At 71.2% G+C, this 18,175-nt stretch carries 16 protein-coding genes, 1 tRNA gene, 1 pseudogene and 1 riboswitch; of the genes and pseudogenes, 4 read left to right on the top strand and 14 right to left on the bottom strand.

What is annotated here, in order from left to right; genetic code table 11:
* The gene (locus tag ACSYGN_RS05980) at positions 1–555 is read left to right on the top strand and encodes a hypothetical protein (RefSeq protein ID WP_460392577.1); all 555 of its coding nucleotides are present in this window, start codon (positions 1–3) and stop codon (positions 553–555) included.
* Complete coding sequence (locus ACSYGN_RS05985; protein WP_460392579.1) at positions 542–1,066, top strand: site-specific integrase; 525 nt, start codon at positions 542–544, stop codon at positions 1,064–1,066. The genes ACSYGN_RS05980 and ACSYGN_RS05985 overlap by 14 nt, the downstream gene beginning before the upstream one ends.
* Positions 1,067–1,185: 119 nt before the next feature.
* Here the strand turns inward: ACSYGN_RS05985 and ACSYGN_RS05990 are convergent.
* A tRNA-Pro gene (locus ACSYGN_RS05990) sits at positions 1,186–1,259 on the bottom strand.
* Between the two features lie 156 nt (positions 1,260–1,415).
* On the opposite strand from ACSYGN_RS05990, the gene ACSYGN_RS05995 reads away from it, so the two are divergent.
* Both ACSYGN_RS05995 and ACSYGN_RS06000 read left to right on the top strand, forming a co-directional pair.
* Positions 1,416–2,123 (top strand): transketolase, encoded by a 708-nt coding sequence (locus ACSYGN_RS05995; RefSeq protein WP_460392581.1) that lies wholly within the window; start codon positions 1,416–1,418, stop codon positions 2,121–2,123.
* 129 nt (positions 2,124–2,252) lie between these two features.
* Positions 2,253–3,168, top strand: a pseudogene (locus ACSYGN_RS06000) (transketolase family protein).
* Between the two features lie 23 nt (positions 3,169–3,191).
* Here ACSYGN_RS06000 and ACSYGN_RS06005 read toward each other — a convergent pair.
* From ACSYGN_RS06005 to ACSYGN_RS06065, 13 genes are all read right to left on the bottom strand, one after another.
* Entirely contained in the window at positions 3,192–3,551 is a 360-nt protein-coding gene (locus ACSYGN_RS06005; RefSeq protein ID WP_460392583.1) for an MmcQ/YjbR family DNA-binding protein, read from the bottom strand.
* Between the two features lie 64 nt (positions 3,552–3,615).
* Complete coding sequence (locus ACSYGN_RS06010) at positions 3,616–4,524, bottom strand: LysR family transcriptional regulator (protein WP_460392585.1); 909 nt, start codon at positions 4,522–4,524, stop codon at positions 3,616–3,618.
* A gap of 76 nt (positions 4,525–4,600) precedes the next feature.
* Entirely contained in the window at positions 4,601–5,794 is a 1,194-nt protein-coding gene (locus ACSYGN_RS06015; RefSeq protein WP_460392588.1) for a glycine C-acetyltransferase, read from the bottom strand.
* Between the two features lie 27 nt (positions 5,795–5,821).
* On the bottom strand, positions 5,822–6,853 hold the full coding sequence (gene tdh / locus ACSYGN_RS06020) for an L-threonine 3-dehydrogenase (RefSeq protein WP_460403246.1): 1,032 nt from the start codon (positions 6,851–6,853) through the stop codon (positions 5,822–5,824).
* Positions 6,854–7,073: 220 nt separating this feature from the next.
* Entirely contained in the window at positions 7,074–7,649 is a 576-nt protein-coding gene (locus ACSYGN_RS06025) for a GAF domain-containing protein (RefSeq protein WP_460403248.1), read from the bottom strand.
* 90 nt (positions 7,650–7,739) lie between these two features.
* On the bottom strand, positions 7,740–8,372 hold the full coding sequence (locus ACSYGN_RS06030) for a GTP-binding protein (RefSeq protein WP_460392590.1): 633 nt from the start codon (positions 8,370–8,372) through the stop codon (positions 7,740–7,742).
* Positions 8,350–8,721, bottom strand: a complete 372-nt coding sequence (locus ACSYGN_RS06035; RefSeq protein WP_460392592.1) for a DUF742 domain-containing protein — start codon at positions 8,719–8,721, stop codon at positions 8,350–8,352. The genes ACSYGN_RS06030 and ACSYGN_RS06035 overlap by 23 nt, the downstream gene beginning before the upstream one ends.
* A gap of 2 nt (positions 8,722–8,723) precedes the next feature.
* The gene (locus ACSYGN_RS06040) at positions 8,724–9,167 is read right to left on the bottom strand and encodes a roadblock/LC7 domain-containing protein (RefSeq protein ID WP_460392594.1); all 444 of its coding nucleotides are present in this window, start codon (positions 9,165–9,167) and stop codon (positions 8,724–8,726) included.
* A 95-nt stretch (positions 9,168–9,262) separates the two neighbouring features.
* Complete coding sequence (locus tag ACSYGN_RS06045; protein WP_460392596.1) at positions 9,263–11,314, bottom strand: sensor histidine kinase; 2,052 nt, start codon at positions 11,312–11,314, stop codon at positions 9,263–9,265.
* A gap of 537 nt (positions 11,315–11,851) precedes the next feature.
* Positions 11,852–13,135 carry an MBL fold metallo-hydrolase gene (locus ACSYGN_RS06050; RefSeq protein WP_460392598.1) on the bottom strand — a complete coding sequence of 428 codons (1,284 nt, stop codon included), beginning with the start codon at positions 13,133–13,135 and terminating at the stop codon, positions 11,852–11,854.
* Between the two features lie 303 nt (positions 13,136–13,438).
* Entirely contained in the window at positions 13,439–14,224 is a 786-nt protein-coding gene (locus tag ACSYGN_RS06055) for an SGNH/GDSL hydrolase family protein (RefSeq protein ID WP_460403250.1), read from the bottom strand.
* A 286-nt stretch (positions 14,225–14,510) separates the two neighbouring features.
* Positions 14,511–15,473: a M23 family metallopeptidase gene (locus ACSYGN_RS06060; RefSeq protein ID WP_460392600.1), complete on the bottom strand. Its 963-nt coding sequence runs from the start codon at positions 15,471–15,473 to the stop codon at positions 14,511–14,513.
* 4 nt (positions 15,474–15,477) lie between these two features.
* Positions 15,478–15,643: riboswitch (cyclic di-AMP (ydaO/yuaA leader) on the bottom strand.
* Between the two features lie 374 nt (positions 15,644–16,017).
* The gene (locus ACSYGN_RS06065) at positions 16,018–18,117 is read right to left on the bottom strand and encodes an alpha-galactosidase (RefSeq protein ID WP_460392602.1); all 2,100 of its coding nucleotides are present in this window, start codon (positions 18,115–18,117) and stop codon (positions 16,018–16,020) included.
* Between the last annotated feature and the right edge of the window lie 58 nt (positions 18,118–18,175).

The following is an 18,175-nucleotide window of genomic DNA, read 5'->3' on the forward strand; positions in this document are numbered from 1 at the left end:
ATGGCAGAACGAGCAAGACCTACATTTGATCAACAGGCAGTCGCCAAGGCACTTGGCACCAAAGCCCAGAAGGTCACCGATCCCGCCTACGGCGACGGACAGCACTTCCAAGTGCGATCGGACAAAGCGTTTCTGAGTCTCGATACCTTCCCCGAGGCTGGCGTCTCCCGCATCACCACCAAGGGTGCGAGGATCGAGCTCTTTGGAGGCTCACTCCCCCACGTCGAGGACGAGGGCATCGTCTTCATGCAGAAGGACCAGGACCACGAGCATTCAACGGTGGCTCTTCATCCCGATGGTGCGCTGACACTGGGGTACCAGGTGGACACTGGCCCCGTCTCCGTGTCGGGACTTCCCCAGGACGTTGAGGACACCGCGCAGATCATCACCACCCATGATGCCGTCCAGACGCCTGCAGAACCTGCCGCCACAGAGCCGCAGGAGTCACCGCCGGACGTAGTCGCCGGCCCCAAGCCTCCGGTGAAGGCCGCCCTGCAGCGCGCACCCGGCGCCTTCCCTGACGAACGCCCGATGATCCAGCGTGTACCCGCGTGAGGATGTTGACCTGACGGGTGAGGGGACAATCGCCGTTGGGAATACCCGAACCATCGTCTATGACCGAAGCCTGGAGCGAGGTCTACGAAACAAGGTCGTCGAGAAGCAGCCCAAGACCCAAAACGGCAAGCGGGTACTGCCTCTGCCCAAGCCAGTCCACACGGCGCTCACGGCGTTTCGTGCTCGCCAGGAGCAGGAGAAGGCAACGGCCGGAGAGGCCTACGAGGACTCCGGCTACGTCGTGGTTGACGAGCTGGGCAGACCGTTTAAGACGGACAAGCTTCGCCGCGAAGCGCAGAAGCTGATGGAGGAGGCAGGGGTGCGACGAGTCCGTCTCTACGATGCACGTCACGCCTGCCTGTCCTGGATGGCAAACAACGGTGTTCCCGACACGGTCGTCTCGGCCTGGGCCGGGCACAGCGACCTGTCCTTCACCAAGCGGGTGTACGTCCACCCTGATCCCCAGAGCCTCAAGGCAGGCTCGGAGAAGCTCGGGGAGCTGCTCGGGTGAAGATCATCTGCCTGCGTTTGTGAGAAATCGTGAGACGCGACCTCAGAAAACGATCAAGGGCCTTGTCTCACATGATGTGATCCAAAGCCCTGACCTGCGACTACATAGTCCTGTAGTAGTCGGGACGACAGGATTTGAACCTGCGACCCCTTGACCCCCAGTCAAGTGCGCTACCAAGCTGCGCCACGTCCCGGTGCCGTTTGACCTGGGGTTTCCCCGGTCACAACGTGCAGGGAAACCATACCGCACTCGACTGGGTGATCGCGCACCCGTTTTGTACGGCGGGCCGCGGCGGGCCGCCACTGTGGCGGTTGACCTCAAGTCCGATTGAGGTTGCACGATCGTCGGTATGACGATCACCGAGGGACAGGGACGGACGTACACCCACGCGGATCTGCCCGGGCTGATGAGCCTGATGACCGGCGACGAGAAGCACGGGCCCGCGGCGACCTCCACGCTCGATGTGCTGTGGGTGCTCTACGACCGGGTGCTGCGGGTCGGGCCCGGGAGCGCGGACGATCCGGAGCGGGACCGGTTCCTGCTGAGCAAGAGGCACGGGCCGATGGCGTACTACGCCGTGCTCGCCGCCAAGGGCTTCGTACCGGTGGAGTGGCTGCCCGGGTTCGGGGCGTACGACTCGCCGCTCGGGCACCATCCCGACCGCGTGCTCGTGCCCGGGGCGGAGATCTCCAGCGGGTCGCTGGGGCACGGGCTGCCCATCGCCGTCGGTGAGGTGCTGGGGCTGCGTGCCCAGGGGCGGACCGGGCCTCGGGTGTGGGTGCTCGTCGGGGACGCCGAGCTGGACGAGGGCAGCAACCACGAGGCGATCGCCTTCGCCGGTGCCGTCGGGCTGGAGGGGCTGCACACCGTCGTCGTCGACAACGCCTCGGCCAGTCACCGGCGGCCCGGCGGGATCGCGGCGCGCTTCGAGACCGCGGGCTGGTCAGCCGTCTCCGTCGACGGACGGGACCATGACGCGCTCCACGGCGCCTTCACCGCGCCGCATCCGGGACGCCCGCACGCGGTCGTGGCCCGCGTCGAGGACAAGGGCGCCTGAATCCCACGGTCCGAGTCCCACGGTCCGGAATCCCCCGGTCCGAACTCCCAGGGCCCGAATTCCCACAGTCCGAAAAGTCTCATGGTCCGCACCGCGTATCGGCTCACCACACAGAAAGGCTCCGGCTTCATGGACACCATGCGGGACCGGTTCGCTCCCGTTCTCTCCCGGCTGCTCGACGAGGATCCGCGCGTCGCGCTCGTGCTCGCCGAGATCGGCGCGGCCGCTTTCGAGGGGGCCCGTAGGCGGCACCCCGACCGGGTGATCAACGTCGGCATCCGCGAGCAACTGCTGGTCGGGGTCGGCGCGGGGCTCGCGCTCACCGGGCTGCGGCCGGTCCTCCACACCTTCGCCTCCTTCCTCGTCGAGCGGCCCTTCGAGCAGGTCAAACTGGACCTCGGGCACCAAGGCGCGGGCGCGGTGCTGGTCAGTGCCGGGGCGTCGTACGACGTGTCCTCCGGCGGCTACACCCATATGGCGCCGGGCGATGTCGCCCTGCTTGACACCCTCGACGGCTGGACCGTCCATGTGCCGGGCCATCCCGACGAGGCGGAGACGCTGCTGCGGCACGCGGTCGGCGCGGGCGACGACAAGGTGCGTCCGGCTGTCCGTGCAGTCCAACGCGGCCGCCGTGGCCGTCGACGGCGCCCGCTTCCGCACCGTTCGTGAGGGACGCTCCGGTGTCGTCGTCGCCGTCGGGCCCGTGCTGGACGCCGTGCTCGGGGCCACCGAGGGCCTCGACGTCACCGTCCTCTACGGCACGACCGTGCGGCCCTTCGACTCGGCCGCCCTACGGCACGCCGTCTCGGCCGCGGGCAGCGACGTCGTCCTCGTCGAGCCGTATCTCGCGGGCACCTCCGCGGGCGCCGTGAACGAGGCGCTCGCCGATCTGCCGCACCGGGTGCTGGCGCTGGGCGTGGGCCGCCAGGAGCTGCGGCGCTACGGCAGCCCCGAGGAGCATGCCGTGGCGCACGGGCTGGACGCGGCGTCGCTGCGGGAGCGGATCGGGGCGTTCCTCACGGGGCGGGTCGCGGCCGTGGGGTGACAGGTGCCGCGCGCGGACGCGGGTCACTCCCCCGCCGGCACCCCCAGTTCCGGGTGGGCGTCCAGCAGGCGGGGCGTGGCCGCCTGGCGCCAGGAGTCGGCGAGGATGTCGCGCAGTTCGGCCTCGTCCTCCAGCGCGCCGAGTCTGACCCGCACCCAGGCGAACTGGGCCTCGTGGCCGGCGATCCAGAACTTGTCCGGCTCGGCCAGAACCAGTTCGTCGCGCTCCTCCTTGGGACAGCGCACGGCGATGGACGTCTCGTCCTCGGGCAATGTGGCGAACATCTTCCCGGACACCCGGAACGTGGGCATGCTCCACGCGATCTTCTCGGTGGTGTCCGGCAAGGACAGGGCTATACGGCGTACGTCTTCGGCATCCGGCATGTCAGAAACCGTAGCCACCGCCACTGACAATCACCCGCCGGGGCGGTCTGCAGAGCCTGCCTGGTCAGGGCTGCGGACAGGCCGCCTCGCCCAGGGCGTCCAGGACCGGGCGGATCAGCGGGTGCTCCTCGGCTCCGCGCCGTACCGCCGCGAAGACCCGGCGGGTGGGGGCCACGCCGTCGACCGGGCGGACGACCACGCCGGTCAGGTCCATGCCGCGCAGCGCCGAGCGGGGTACGAGGGCGACGCCGGCGTCGGCCGAGGCGAGGGCGACCACGGCGCGGAAGTCGTCGGAGGAGTGTTCCAGGCGGGGCTGGAATCCCGCGTTCTCGCAGGCCAGGACCACCACGTCATGGCAGGGATTGCCGGGGTAGGGGCCGATCCACGGGTCCTTGGCGAGGTCCGCCAGGTCCACCTCGGCGGCGTCGGCGAGCCGGTGGGTGAGGGGTACGACGGCGTCGAAGGGCTCGGCGTACAGCGGGACATGGGCCAGGCGGGGATCGCCGGCCGGGGGCGCCCCGCGGTACTCGACGGCGACGGCGACATCGACCTGACGGTCGAGCAGCATCGGCAGGCTGGCGTCGCCCTCGGCATCCCGGACCCGGATGCGGATGCCGGGCGCCGACTCGGCGAGCCGGGCCACCGCGGGGGCGACGACCAGGGCGATGCCGGTCGCGAAGGAGGCGACCGTGACCGTGCCCGCGGCGCCGGAGCCGTACGCGGCCAGCTCCGCCTCCGCCCGCTCCAACTGGGCGAGGACGGCGTTGGTGTGGCCGAGCAGGATCTCGCCGGCCTGGGTGAGCCGTACGCCCTTGGCGCCGCGCTCCACCAGCCGGTGGCCGGTCTCCTGCTCCAGGGCCGCCAACTGCTGGGACACGGCGGACGGGGTGAGATACAGCGCGGCGGCCGCCGCCGTCACGGTGCCGTGGTCCGCCACCGCCCGGAGGATGTGCAGCCGCCGCGCTTCGATCATGCCCCGATTATCGCGCCCCCGGTGGCCGCAGCCGGACCGGCTCCGCGCGGGTCGGTCCCCCGATCGGGTCCCCCGGTCAGTCCCCCAGCTCGGCGCGCGCCGCCACGAACGCGTCCACCGCGCGCCGCACGTCCGCCGTGGAGTGCGCCGCGGAGAGCTGGACGCGGATCCGCGCCTTGTCCTGGGGCACCACCGGGTACGAGAAGCCGATCACGTAGACACCGCGTTCAAGCAGCAGTTCGGCCAGCCGCGCCGCCCGTGCCGCGTCACCGATCATCACCGGGGCGATGGGGTGGTCGCCGGGCAGGACGTCAAAGCCCTCCTCCGTCATCCGCCCGCGGAACAGCGCCGTGTTCTCGGCGAGCCGTACCCGCAGGTCGTCGGCCGACTCCAGCAGGTCCAGCACCTTCAGCGAGGCCGCCGCGATCACCGGGGCCAGGGTGTTGGAGAAGAGATAGGGCCGGGAGCGCTGGCGCAGCAGGGCGACGATCTCCATGCGGGCGGCCACATAGCCGCCGGACGCCCCGCCCAGCGCCTTGCCGAGCGTGCCGGTGACGATGTCGACCCGGTCCATGACGCCGTGCAGTTCGGGGGTGCCGCGTCCGGTCGGGCCGACGAAGCCCACGGCGTGGGAGTCGTCGACCATGACCATCGCGCCGTAGCGGTCGGCGAGGTCGCAGATCTCGCGCAGCGGGGCCACATAGCCGTCCATGGAGAACACGCCGTCGGTGACGACCAGCGTCCGCCGGGCGCCCGCCGCTTCCTTCAACTGCCGCTCCAGATCGGCGAGATCGCGGTTGGCGTAGCGCAGCCGGCGGGCCTTGGAGAGGCGGATGCCGTCGATGATGGAGGCGTGGTTGAGGGCGTCGGAGATCACCGCGTCCCGCTCGTCGAGCAGGGTCTCGAACACACCGCCGTTGGCGTCGAAGCAGGAGGAGTACAGGACGGAGTCCTCCTGGCCGAGGAAGGCGGCGAGCCGTGCCTCCAGTTCCTTGTGCACCTCCTGCGTACCGCAGATGAAGCGCACGGAGGCCATGCCATAGCCCCAGCGGTCCAGCGCCTCGTGGGCGGCGGAAACGACCTCGGGGTGGTCGGCCAGGCCGAGGTAGTTGTTGGCGCAGAAGTTGAGCACCTCGCCGGGGCGGCCTCCCGCGGTGACCCGCACGGTGGCGGACTGCGGGGTGCCGATGACCCGCTCGGGCTTGTGGAGACCGGCGGCGCGGATCTCGTCGAGGGTGGCGCGCAGGTCGTCGCGCACGGCTTCGAACATGGTCAGGCTCCTGAAGTCGTCAGTGCGTCACGCGGCGGTCCAGTCGAGGATGATCTTGCCGCCCCTGCCGCCGGCCGCGTCGGCGAAGGCCGCCTCGTGGTCGCCGACGTCGTAGCGGCCGGTGATCACCGGGGAGAGGTCGAGGCCGCCCTCCAGGAGGACCGTCATCGCGTACCAGGTCTCGAACATCTCACGGCCGTAGATGCCCTTGAGGGTGATCATCGAGGTGACGATCCGCGCCCAGTCGACCGGGAACTCCTCGGTGGGCAGCCCGAGCATGGCGATACGGCCGCCGTGCGTCATGTTCGCGATCATGTCGCGCAGCGCCTCGGGACGGCCGGACATCTCCAGGCCGACGTCGAAGCCCTCGCGCAGCCCCAGCTCCCGCTGCCCGTCGGCGATGGAGGCGCCGGAGACGTTCAGCGCGAGGCTCGCGCCGACCTTGCGGGCCAGTTCCAGGCGCTCCTCGCTGACGTCGGTGACGACGACGTGCCGGGCCCCCGCGTGCCGGGCGACGGCCGCCGCCATCAGGCCGATCGGGCCCGCGCCGGTGATCACGACATCCTCCCCGACCAGCGGGAAGGACAGCGCGGTGTGCACGGCGTTGCCGAACGGGTCGAAGATCGCCGCGATGTCGAGGTCGACGGGGACGCGGTGCACCCAGACATTGCCGGCCGGGAGCACCAGGTACTCGGCGAAGGCGCCGTCCCGTCCCACCCCGAGGCCGACGCTCGCCCGGCACAGATGCCGCCGCCCGGCGAGGCAGTTGCGGCACTTCCCGCACACCAGGTGGCCCTCGCCGCCGACCCGGTCGCCGACGGCGACGTCGGTCACGTCCCGGCCCGTCTCGACGACCTCGCCGACGAACTCGTGTCCCACGATCAGCGGTGTACGGATCGCCTGCTGCGCCCAGCCGTCCCACGACCGGATGTGCAGATCGGTGCCGCAGATGCCGGTGCGCAGCACCTTGATCAGTACGTCACCGGGGCCGGGCTGCGGCTCCGGGACGTCCATGAGCCGGAGGCCCGGCTCCGCCTTCTCCTTGACCAGCGCCTTCAACGCTACGGCTCCCATGTGTGACGTCCCGGTGCGGGGTACGCCGGGGACGGCGCCCGTGCCGCGGGGAGGGGTGGATTCCGGCAGCAATCTGCCGTATTCGCAAGGCGGGGTCCATCGAGGTTTTCTTAACCGCCTCCTCAGCTCTCCTTCACGCCCGGCAGCTCTCGTGCACGCCCGGCGGGGCGGACCGCAGTAACCGGACCAGGTGGCACCGGCCGGGTCACAGCGGGAAGCCGTCCGCCCCTCGCCGCTCCAGCCGTACGGCGAGTTCCGCGGCCGTCGCCTTGATGGTGTCCAGACCGCTCCTCCCCCACGCCCGGGGCTGGACGTCGGCCACGCACACCGTGCCCAGGACCATGCCGGTGCTGTCGATGAGCGGGGCGCCGAGATAGGAGCGGATGCCGTACTCGTCGACGACCGGGTTGCCCGCGAACCGCGGATAGTCGCGCACGTCCTCCAGGACCAGTGCGTGGCGCCGCACCACCACATGCGGGCAGAAGCCGTGGTCGCGCGGCAGCCGCCGTCCCAGCTCCGGCCGGGTGCCGTCGGGCTTCACCACCGCCCCCGCGTACGGTATGCGCAGCCCGGCGAAGAACTGCTGTTCCTCGTCGATGAAGTTGACCATGGCGTACGGCGCCCCGCCGAGTTCGGCGAGCTGGTCGGCGTAGGCGTCGAGGGCGGGGTCCGGGTGCTGGCCGAGGCCGAGTTCGCGCAGTCTGCGGGTGCGGGCGGGGGCCTCCCGGTCCTCGGGGGTGAGCAGCAGGCCCCGGGCGGGTCGCGCCGGTTCGTACCTCATGGGGCTCATCGGCGGCCTCCCGCACCGTGGGGGCTGCGGCAGTCGGTCACGTCGGGCATTCACGGCCTCCGTCGGCGGTGTTCGGGTGGTTCAGCGCGCCACGCCCTGGCCCGTGGCGGGTGCCGGGGCATGGGCGATGAGGTGGCGTACGAGGGTGAGCAGGGTCTGGATGCCGGAGCTGGAGATCCGGGCGTCACAGCACACGACGGGGACCTCGGGGGCGAGGTCGAGCGCCGAGCGCACCTCCTCCGGGTCGTAGCGGAAGGAGCCGTCGAACTCGTTGACGGCGACGATGAATCCAAGACCGCGCCGCTCGAAGAAGTCGACGGCGGCGAAGCACTCCTCCAGGCGGCGGGTGTCGGCGAGGACGATCGCGCCGAGGGCGCCCGCGGAGAGCTCGTCCCACATGAACCAGAACCGCTCCTGTCCGGGTGTGCCGAACAGATACAGGACATGCCGCGGGTCGAGGGTGATGCGGCCGAAGTCCATGGCGACGGTCGTCTCGACCTTGTTCTCGATGCCGTCGAGCCGGTCGGTCCGGGCGCTGACGGTGGTGAGCAGCTCCTCCGTGCTCAGCGGCGCGATCTCGCTGACGGCGCCGACGAAGGTCGTCTTGCCCACCCCGAAGCCGCCCGCCACCAGGATCTTCAACGCGGTGGGGAAGGGGTCCGGGCCGTCGTCGTACTCGGCGCTGCGGTACTCAGAGCTGCCGGCGTAGTCCATCGAGCACTGCCTCCAGAAGGGACCGGTCAGTGGGGTTGTGGTGGTGGGCGGGGGACCTGGTGGTGAGCGTCCCGCAGTCGACGAGGTCCGACAGCAGCACCTTGGTGACCACCGCCGGGAGCTTGAGATGGGCGGCGATCTCGGCGACCGAGACGGGCGCGAGGCACAGGTCGAGGGCCAGCGCGTGCTCGGGACCGAGATAGCCGAAGGGGGTGGCTCCGGTGGCCATCACCTGTGACATCAGGTCGAGTTCGACGGTGGGCCGGGTGCGGCCGTTGCTGACGGTGAAGGGCCGCACCAGCCGTCCGGCCGCGTCGTCGAGCCAGGGCGTGTCACCGGCCGCCGTCACGTTCAAGGCCTCATCGCCGGGGGTTCGGCGGCGGGCTGCTGGCGGGGCGCGGTCTCCAGGTAGGGGCGGACGCTCTTGACGAGCATGGCCATCTCGTAGCCGAGCACGGCGGCGTCGGCGTCACGGCCCGCGAGCACGGCGAGACAGGTGCCGGAGCCCGCGGTGGTGACGAACAGCAGCGTCGAGTCGAGTTCCACGACGACCTGGCGGACCTCCCCACCGTCGCCGAAACGCACGCCCGCGCTGCGGCCGAGGGAGTAGAGACCGGAGGCCAGGGCAGCCATGTGGTCGGCGCTGTCGGGGTCGAGCCCGTGGACCGACTTCACCAGGCCGTCGCTGGAGAGCAGCACGGCGCTGGTGGTGTGCGGCACCCGCTGGACGAGGCCGGTCATCAGCCAGTCGAGGTCGGACGCGTGGGCGGTGCCGGTCGGCGCTTCGCTCGCCATGGTGGATCGACTCCTTGGGGTACGAAGGTCTGCGGGAGCGGTGGGGGCAGGCGGGATTTTCGAGACACGCCCTGGGGCGGGGAGGGCCGTCGTGGTCATCCGGCGGGCTCGTTCCCGCCGTGCCGGGTGGGCAGTTCGGCGCGGGCGGCGCGCGCCGCGGTGAGATCGAGGAGGGCGGAGGACGTCGGCGTCGCGGTGGCGGCGGTGGCCGTGGTGGCGGTGGTCTCACCGCGGGGCGCGGCCGGGTCCTGCTGCCGCGCCTCCTGGGTCTCGGCGAGGCTGATGCCCCGCCGGAAGGCAGCCATCAGGCCGGGGTCGTGTCCGACGGGTTCGGCGTCCGGCCGCGGCACCGGGCCGCCGCGCAACTCGGGCACCAGGTTCTCCTGGGCGCGCCGCCGGGGCAGCCCCGGCCGGTCCATGGTGCCGCGCACGACGCCGACACGCGGGGTGGGCGGGGCGGCGGTGTGCTCGGCGACGGCCTCCCGGTCGTCGGCCCGGATGCCGGGCCGGGCCTCGGCGGGGGTGCGCCGCCCCTCGTGGCTGCCCCGCACGGGCAGCGGCGCCGGGTGGTCCTCGCTCCGGTCCGCACTCCGGTCCGCGCCGGGCGGCGCGGAGGGTGCCGCGGCGGCGGGTGGGGCCGACGACTGCCGGTGCGGGGCGGGCGGCTGGGCCACCGGCTGCGGCACCTGCTCGGGCGACCGGGCCGACTGCGGCACCTGCTGGGGCACCTGCTGGGGCCGCCGGTCCGACCGCGGCACCTGCTGGGACGCCTGGGGCAGGGCGGGCTGCGCGCCCGCCTGCTGCCGGGGTACGGCGGCCGGTTCCACGGCCGGCCGGTCGGGTCGTTCCACGGCCGGCCGGTGGGATGCCGGGGGCATCTGGTGCGGTACGGCAGTGTGCCCCGCGGAGTGCGGAAGCTGGGGCGCGGTAACGGTCGCCGGTGCCGGGCCGAGCAGTGCGGCCGGTACGACGAGCACCGCCTGGACCCCGCCGTAGATGTTGGTCTGGAGCCGGACCAGGATGCCGTGCCGCTTGGCCAGCTGGGAGACCACGAACAGCCCGATGCGCCCGTCGGCCAGCAGGCCAGCGACATTGACCTGGTCGGGGTCGGCGAGCAGGGCGTTCATCCGCTGCTGTTCGCCGAGCGGCATCCCGAGGCCGCGGTCCTCGACCTCGACGGCGAGCCCCGAGGTGACGAGGCTGGCGCGCAGCAGCACTTGGGTGTGCGGCGCGGAGAACACCGTGGCGTTCTCGATGAGTTCGGCGAGCAGATGGATGACGTCGGCGACGGCGTGCCCGCGCAGTTCTCCGTCGATGGGCGGCACGAGCCGGACCCGCGAGTACTGCTCGACCTCGGCGATGGCGGAGCGCAGCACCTCGGTCATGGAGACCGGGTTGCTCCACTGGCGGCGTGAGACGGCACCGCCGAGGACGGCGAGGTTCTCGGAGTGGCGGCGGATCCGGGTGGCGAGGTGGTCGACGTGGAAGAGGCCCTTGAGCAGATCGGGGTCCTCGATGTCGTTCTCCAGCTCGTCGAGGATGGAGATCTCGCGGTGCACCAGGGACTGAAGGCGGCGCGCGAGGTTGACGAACACCTCCAGCTTCTGTTCGCTGCTGGTCCGGCTGGAGAGCTGGGCGGCCCGGACGACGGTGGCGACGGCCGCTTCCTGGGCGCGCGCGAGATCGGCGGCGAGCAGTTCGAACTCGTCGGCGTCGTCGGGCGGTCCGCTGCGCGCTCTGCGGCCGGGCGGGCCCTCCCCACGACGCAGCGCCTCGACGAGGGCCTTCAGATCGGCCTCGCCGCGCGCGGTGTTGCGGCGCAGGGCGCCGATGCGCTCGCTGACGGACGCGGCGGCGCGGCCCGCAGCGACGGCGGCGATCAGGACGGCCGCGAGGGCCACCGAGAGGGCGCCCGCGAGGACGGCCCACACGGTGGAGCCGGGGCGTGCGCCACCGGCGCGGACGGTGAACAGGACGGCCGCGCAGCCGCAGAGGGCCACCGCGACGGGCGGCAGCACGGCGAGGCGCAGCAGCTGTGGCCGTATCCGGGTGTCGGGCAGCGCGGGGGCGGTGCGGTTGACCGGCCGCCCGTGCCGTCCGCCCTCGCGGCGGTCTGCGCGTGGGGCCGGTGCACGGAGGTGAGACATCTGCTTCCTCGTTGCGTCCGTATCTGTCGGGCCGGTCCGTCGGGCCTGTCGGGCCGGTGGCCTGCCGGGCGGGGGCCAGTGCTGCGACCGGAAAGGTTCACCGGCCCGCAGCGTCCGGCACGGCACCTCGCCGCGTTGTCGCATCACCCGAGTACGTCCAGTACGCGGGCGATGCTCCGCCTTGCGATGCACCGCACCGGACGCCGCGGGCTTTCCGGCAAACCTTTCCGGTCACAGCACCAGGCGCACGCGGGAAGGGCGTGCGCCGTCGCGGCGCCGGTCGAGCGCGTCACTCGACGGACACTCACAGTAGTCGCCAACGCATCATGTGCGGCGCTCAGTCGGCAAAGTCCCGCGCCGTGCGTCCCACTCTGGTATGAGGCGCCGTACACACGACCGACTCTCCCGTCGAGGCCCGCGAAAAAGTCCGATCGGAACACGATCCGACCTGGTCGCAACCGGTCGGGCGCGCAACGACGAGGGCCGGGGAGCTGTTCGCTCCCCGGCCCTCCTGAACGGCTTTCGCGCGGCGCGCGGTCAGCTCGCGGGTACGGCTTCCGGGTCCCCGCTGTCCGCGCCCTTGCGGCCGGATATGTCACCGGGCGTGTCGGCCGCCTCGGCCTCACGGGCCGTGCGCCGGACCTCCGACTCGCCCTCCAGCTCGGTCACCACGTGCGGCAGCCCCGTCACCGCGGGCCAGCCGCCCTCCGGGGCGACGGAGACACCGCGCCACCAGGGCTCGGCCGGGACAAAGTCGCCGGTCGGCTCGAACGGCTGGCCGGGGCGGGGCAGGGCGACACTCGCGCCGACCGCGGCCGCCGCGCTGACCGTGCCCTCGCCGGGCTCGGCCCAGGGGTGGGGGGCCAGATTGAAGGTGCCCCAGTGGATCGGCAGCATGACTCCGGACGGCTGCCCGCCCTGGAGGTCGAGGTGGGCGCGCATGCCCTCCTCGGGGGTCATGTGGATGTCCGGCCAGAACTCGGAGTACGCGCCGATCTGGATCATCGTGGCGTCGAACGGGCCGTGGGCGGCACCGATCTCCTGGAACCCCTTGAAGTAGCCGGTGTCACCGCTGTGGTAGATCCGGTGCTCCTCACCCGCGACCGCCCAGGAGGCCCACAGGGTGTGCTGGGTGTTGCGCAGCCCGCGCCCGCAGAAGTGCCGGGCGGGGGTGGCGGTCAGGGTGAGGCCGGCGATCTCCGTCGACTCCTGCCAGTCCAGCTCGCGCAGCCGGCCTGCCGAGACGCCCCAGTGCTCCAGATGGGCGCCCACGCCCAGCGGCACGGCGAACACGGTGTCCGTGCCGGCCAGCGCCTTGATCGTGGGCATGTCCAGGTGGTCGTAGTGGTCGTGCGAGATGACCACGACGTCGACCGGGCCGAGCGCGGCCAGCGGCAGCGGGACCGGGTGCAGCCGCTTGGGCCCCACGAACGCGAACGGGGAGCAGCGCTGGCCCCAGACCGGGTCGAACAGCACGCGCCGCCCGTCGATCTCCGCGAGCACGCTGGAGTGGCCCATCCAGGTCAGGCGCAGGCCCGTGACGGGCTGCCTGGCCAGGTCGGCGAGGGTGGTGGGGTGCACGGGGATCGAGTCCTGCGGGGCGCGGCGCGGCCGCAGCTCGCGGTCGAAATAGATCTTGGCGAAGTCCAGCATCGATCCCGACGGCCGGGGCCGGGCGGTGCCCTCGGGATTCTGGAAGACGCCGTCCTTGAAATGGGGTGATCTGCGGATACGGGCCATGCGCTCGCCGCTCGGGTCCGCGCCGAAGGCCGCGGGCTGCAGCGAACGGAGCCCGGAGCTCAGGGAACCCAAACCGGTCACATTGCCTCCTGGTCGAGTCGGTCAGGCTTTCCATTATGGTCGGACGATCTGGTCAACCCGGGTCCTGTCCCGGCCGTCCGCCACGCCGTATAACGCCCGCAGCGCCGATCTTGTGCCCTGGACCTGCGGAAACATCCAACCTTGGAGAAGTCTTGGACTTCGCTGGGTGGTCATGGCCATGCCCCGAGTGGCGGTCCGCCTGACCTGCCACACGGCGCGGGCGGCCGTACCCGTGTCGGTACGGCCGCCCGTCGTCCGGTCGTCCCGGCGCCCGCGTCTCCGGCATGATCTGCCAGATAGGCCCTAAGCCACCGAGCGGATCCGCATCTTGATGGCGTCGGGCGACACTGTGCCCTTCGCCGTCACATGGTCGCCGGAGGACTCCCCGCGCAGCCGTCGGCCGATCCACGGCACCAGGTAGTCACGCGCCCAGGTCACGTTGTCCCGCCGCATCTCCAGCGTGCCGCGGGGCGGCAGCGCGGGCCAGGGCTGCTCCGGGTCGGCCGGGACGTCGTAGCCGAGCAGCTGTCCGGCGCGCAGGGCAACTCGGGTGTGGCCCTCCGCCGAGAGGTGCAGCCGGTCGTCGTCCCAGGCCCGGCGGTCCTGGATCGACCGCAGCGACCACAGGTCGAGCACCGGGCAGCCGTACCGGTCGGCGATCGCCCTCACATGCCCGTTGTACGTCGCGATCTTGCCCCGCAGATGCTTGAGCACGGGGATGCCGCGGGTGTCGAAGCCGGTGGTCACGAGGACCGTGCCGGCCACCCCGGTGAGTTGGGCGACCGCCGCCTCGAAGCGCTCGGCCACTTCGTCCGGGTCGCTGCCCGGGCGGATGATGTCGTTGCCGCCCGCGCAGAAGGAGACCAGGTCCGGTGCGAGCGCCACGGCCCTCGGGAGCTGGTCCTCCACGATCTGGTCGAGCAGCTTGCCGCGTACGGCAAGGCTGGTGTAATCGAAATCGCCTTCGGGCCGCTGGTCGGCGAGCAGTACGGCGAACCGGTCGGCCCATCCGACGAACTGGCCGTCGGGGCCGGGGTCACCCACTCCCTCGGTGAAGCTGTCCCCCACCGCCACGTACGACCCGATCACTGATCTGTTGTCACTCTTCGAATCGTCTGCCACAAGCGGCCATGATTCACCCTTCGATGTGACCTACGCGACCGTAGGCAAGGCTTGACGGGCGGTGACAAAGGCCACTCGTAAAGCGTTTGCCAACCCGGAATACCTGTTCTACCTGGGGTGTTGTCGGCTCGGCAGGCCCGGAGCCCGGAGGTGCCCGGCCGGTGCCGGTCCGGCGCCCGGGCAGACCGAAGACCGGACCCGGGGATCGTGGTCCGGCCTTCGGCGGATTGCGGGGGTGTGCGGCGGGCGGGTGTCAGCCGACGGCTACGCCGTGCTCGCGGAGCCAGGCGACCGGGTCGATGTCCGAGCCGTAGTCGGGGGTGGTACGGATCTCGAAGTGCAGGTGCGGGCCCGTCACATTGCCGGTCGCACCCGAGAGACCGACCTGCTGACCCGTCGTCACGGACTGACCGGCGGAGACGGACAGCTGGGACAGGTGCGCGTACTGCGCGTAGTGGCCGTCGGCGAGCCGGATCACGACCTGGTTGCCGTACGCGCCGCCCCAGCCTGCCGAGACGACGGTGCCCGCGCCGACAGCCTTGAGGGAGGTACCGGTTGGGACCACGAAGTCGACGCCGGTGTGGTAACCGCTGGACCACATGCTGCCCGCGACGTGGTACGACGTACCGACGGTGCCGCCGACGACCGGCAGCGTGAAACCGGAGCCCGTGGGGGCGGAGGCATTCGTGGCGGTCGCGGTGCCGGCGGAGGCAGACGGCGCGGACGGCGCGGACTGTGCGGACTGTGCGGACGACGGCGTCGGCTTCGACTCGGCGGTGGCGGCCGTGGCATGGCGCCCGAGGGTGAGCTTCAGACCGGGGTGGATCAGGGAGGGGTTGCCGCCCACGGCCTCGCGGTTGTCCCGGTAGAGGCGGTGCCAGCCGCCGCGGACCCGGTGCTCGGCGGCGATCTTCGCGAGGTAGTCGCCGGTGTGGACGGTGTAGATCTTCGTCCGCGTGCTCTTCGCGTCGGACGCCCGTCCGGCCTGGTGCGCGGCGACCGGCGCGGCCTGGACGGTCTGTGCCGGAGCCGTCTGCGCGACCGACTGCGAGACGGACTGCGTGGCCGACTGGACGGCCGACTGCGGGGTCGCGGCGTGCGCGCCCCCGGCGCCGATGAGCGGCAGGGCCAGCGCCGCGCCGCCGGTTCCGGCGACGGCTATGGAGCGGGTGAAGCGCTGGGACTTGGGGCGGCGGTGCTTACCCTTCGCGGGCATGGCGAATTCCTCTCCGGCGCCTGCGAGGTGAGCTGTCGGGTTCGGGCTGGAGCTGCCCGGCCATGACGAAGGGTCACGGCTTCACCCCGAGCCTGTGCCGGAGACCGGACCAGGCAGTCGTACCTGTGGGTCCCCCGCTCCTGCCGTACGCGGGTGAGTGTGTGCGGAGTCCGGTCGGTGGCAGGATTCGGCGGTCCGTCCGGATTGATGGCGAACGTAGGCGACCAGGACGCGAATCAACAAGCCGGTGGTTCCCGGGATACGCGTTTCCCTTGATCTTTTCCCGGAATTCACGGTCACCCTCCGTGAATTCCGCCCCGATTTCTCCTGGCAATTCCCAAGGAAAACCTTATGAATTACGTGAACATGACGGACGACTCACCGTCACGGATATGAGCCTCCTCACCCGCCCCTTCTCCACCGCCCCCCATTCCTGGCCGAGTTGGAATGAAGGACAATGAAAGCATTGGAACGGCAGCGAAGTCCAACGAAGACAATCTAAAGCAAATGAAGGTGAGCTAATGCCCTAATTAGGACAGAAGCCTCAGATTCGCCGCAGCCGCAGGACTGTTGCGTCCAGGTCGCCGCTCAGCCCGGTGCGCAGACCGTGATGCTGCAGCACCGCGCCCCGGTGAACTTCGCCCGTTTCGCGGCATTCGTACGCCGCTGTCGGGTCAAGTCCGCGCAGCCGCAGCGACGGAACGGGTTCGCCGTAGTGCTGGGCCTGGAGGCAGGCGAGGAGGACCGTCTCGTCGCCGAGCGAGTACTGCACCGCGCTCAGCCCGCCGTCCGGCGGCCGCAGCCGGTACTGGTCGCCGCGCTGCACCACGGGCCGGATCTCCTTGTACAGCTCCACCCAGCCGCGCGCCTCGGCCAGCTCCTCCTCGCTCCAGTCGCTGAGGTGCCCGCCGATTCCGAGCACTCCGGCCATGGCGCTGACGAACCGGAAACGCAGACTGCTGGAGCGATGGTTGAGCTGGATGTTCGGGCTGTCGGTGACCCAGGCGGCCATCACCCGGGCCGGGTGGATCTGGCTGAAGCCGTGCTGGATCTCCAACCGGTCGAGCGGGTCGGTGTTGTCCGAGGTCCACACCTGGTCCGTACGGCTCATCACACCGAGGTCGATCCGGCCGCCACCGCCCGAGCAGGACTCGAAGGCCACGTCCGGATAGGCGGACCTGAGCCGGTCGAGAAGGCCGTAGAAGGCGCGGACATGGTCGACCCACAGCCGCTGCGGATACGGCTCGCCCGGCCAGCCGGCGTCGGTGAAGCAGCGGTTGAAGTCCCACTTCACATAGTCGACGGGAGTGGACGCGAGCAGGTCGTCCAACTGCTCCCAGAGATATTCCTGGACATCCTCGCGGGCGAGGTTCAGCACCAGTTGGTTGCGGAACTCCGTGCGCTTGCGCCCCGGCTGGTACTGCACCCAGTCGGGGTGCGCCCGGTAGAGGTCGCTGTCCGCGTTGACCATCTCGGGCTCGACCCAGATACCGAACTGCATTCCGAGGGCGTGCACATAATCGGCGAGGGGCTTGAGGCCGCCCGGGAAGCGGTCGGGGTTGGGACGCCAGTCGCCGAGCCCGGCGCGGTCACAGGTGCGCGAGCCGAACCAGCCGTCGTCCACCACGAACAGCTCGACCCCGATCGCGGCGGCCCGCCGGGCGAGCACGCTCTGCTGCTCCTCGGTGATGTCGAAGTGCGTGGCCTCCCAGGAGTTGAACAGCACCGGCCGGTCCCGCTCGGCATCCGGAATGACGTACGCGCGCTGATAGGCGTGCCAGGCGCGGCTGGCCCCGCCGAAACCGGCGCCGCTCCACAGGCCCGCGAAGACGGGCGTGGTGTACGACTCGCCCGGCGCGAGCAACAGCAGCCCCGAGTCGTCGTACCCGGCGCCGCCGGTGATCTGTACGCGCGCGTCGGGGAGTTGGGCGACCGCGATACGCCAGGAACCGGACCAGCCCAGCGCGCAGCCGTAGACCTCGCCGAACTCCTCGGTGGCGCCGGTGTCGAGCGCGACCCAGGGCAGATGCTGGTGCCCGGTGTGGCCCCGGCGGCTGCCGATGACCTTGTCGCCGTAGGTGAGCGGCGCACTCGCGAGCCGGGACTCGGCGGCCCAGCGGCCGTGGAGTTGGGACAGCCGCCAGCCCTCACGCTCGGGCAGGGTCCAGGTGGCCGGGTCGGCGCGCAGCAGCTCCAGTGGCTCCGCGCCCTCGTTGCCGAGGGTCACCCAGCGCTCGACCACGTCGTCACGCATCCGGTAGTGCAGGACGATCGTCAGGCCGTCGTCCCTGAAGCGCAGCCGCAGTTCGTCGCCCTCGGACCCGTCGTGCGCGTCAGGCGCATCATGCTCGTAGGTCTCGAATCGCCATTCGGTGCCGCGTCGTTCGGCGGAGCGCACGGACAGGGCGGGCCGTACGAAGCGGGCGCCGCCCTCGACCGGGTACTCCTCACGGCCGTCGAGAGCGGACTCGAAGGGGCGGTAAGGAGGGAGAATGCCCTCGATGAGGGACTCGGCGTCGGCGAGGGTGATTCTGGGACCCCAGTGCAGATGCAGGAGTACGTCGTCGTCCGTGAGGTGGACGGCGTAGCCGCTCTTGGGCCCCGTCAGCAGCCACGTACGTCCGTTTCCGGCGATCTCCAGCACTGCGCCTCCACAGTTCCCGACAAGCCCGCTCAGACTCCCACATGATCCATGCTCAAGG

It is taken from the genome of Streptomyces sp. YIM S03343, assembly GCF_054729195.1.

Coding starts and splice junctions, on each gene's coding strand:
- ACSYGN_RS05995 (WP_460392581.1), top strand. CDS start 1,416: ATGACGATCACCGAGGGACAGGGACGGACGTACACCCACGCGGATCTG.
- ACSYGN_RS06045 (WP_460392596.1), bottom strand. CDS start 11,314: ATGTCTCACCTCCGTGCACCGGCCCCACGCGCAGACCGCCGCGAGGGC.
- ACSYGN_RS06015 (WP_460392588.1), bottom strand. CDS start 5,794: ATGTTCGAAGCCGTGCGCGACGACCTGCGCGCCACCCTCGACGAGATC.
- ACSYGN_RS06010 (WP_460392585.1), bottom strand. CDS start 4,524: ATGATCGAAGCGCGGCGGCTGCACATCCTCCGGGCGGTGGCGGACCAC.
- ACSYGN_RS06040 (WP_460392594.1), bottom strand. CDS start 9,167: ATGGCGAGCGAAGCGCCGACCGGCACCGCCCACGCGTCCGACCTCGAC.
- ACSYGN_RS06060 (WP_460392600.1), bottom strand. CDS start 15,473: ATGCCCGCGAAGGGTAAGCACCGCCGCCCCAAGTCCCAGCGCTTCACC.
- ACSYGN_RS06025 (WP_460403248.1), bottom strand. CDS start 7,649: ATGAGGTACGAACCGGCGCGACCCGCCCGGGGCCTGCTGCTCACCCCC.
- ACSYGN_RS06030 (WP_460392590.1), bottom strand. CDS start 8,372: ATGGACTACGCCGGCAGCTCTGAGTACCGCAGCGCCGAGTACGACGAC.
- ACSYGN_RS05980 (WP_460392577.1), top strand. CDS start 1: ATGGCAGAACGAGCAAGACCTACATTTGATCAACAGGCAGTCGCCAAG.
- ACSYGN_RS06005 (WP_460392583.1), bottom strand. CDS start 3,551: ATGCCGGATGCCGAAGACGTACGCCGTATAGCCCTGTCCTTGCCGGAC.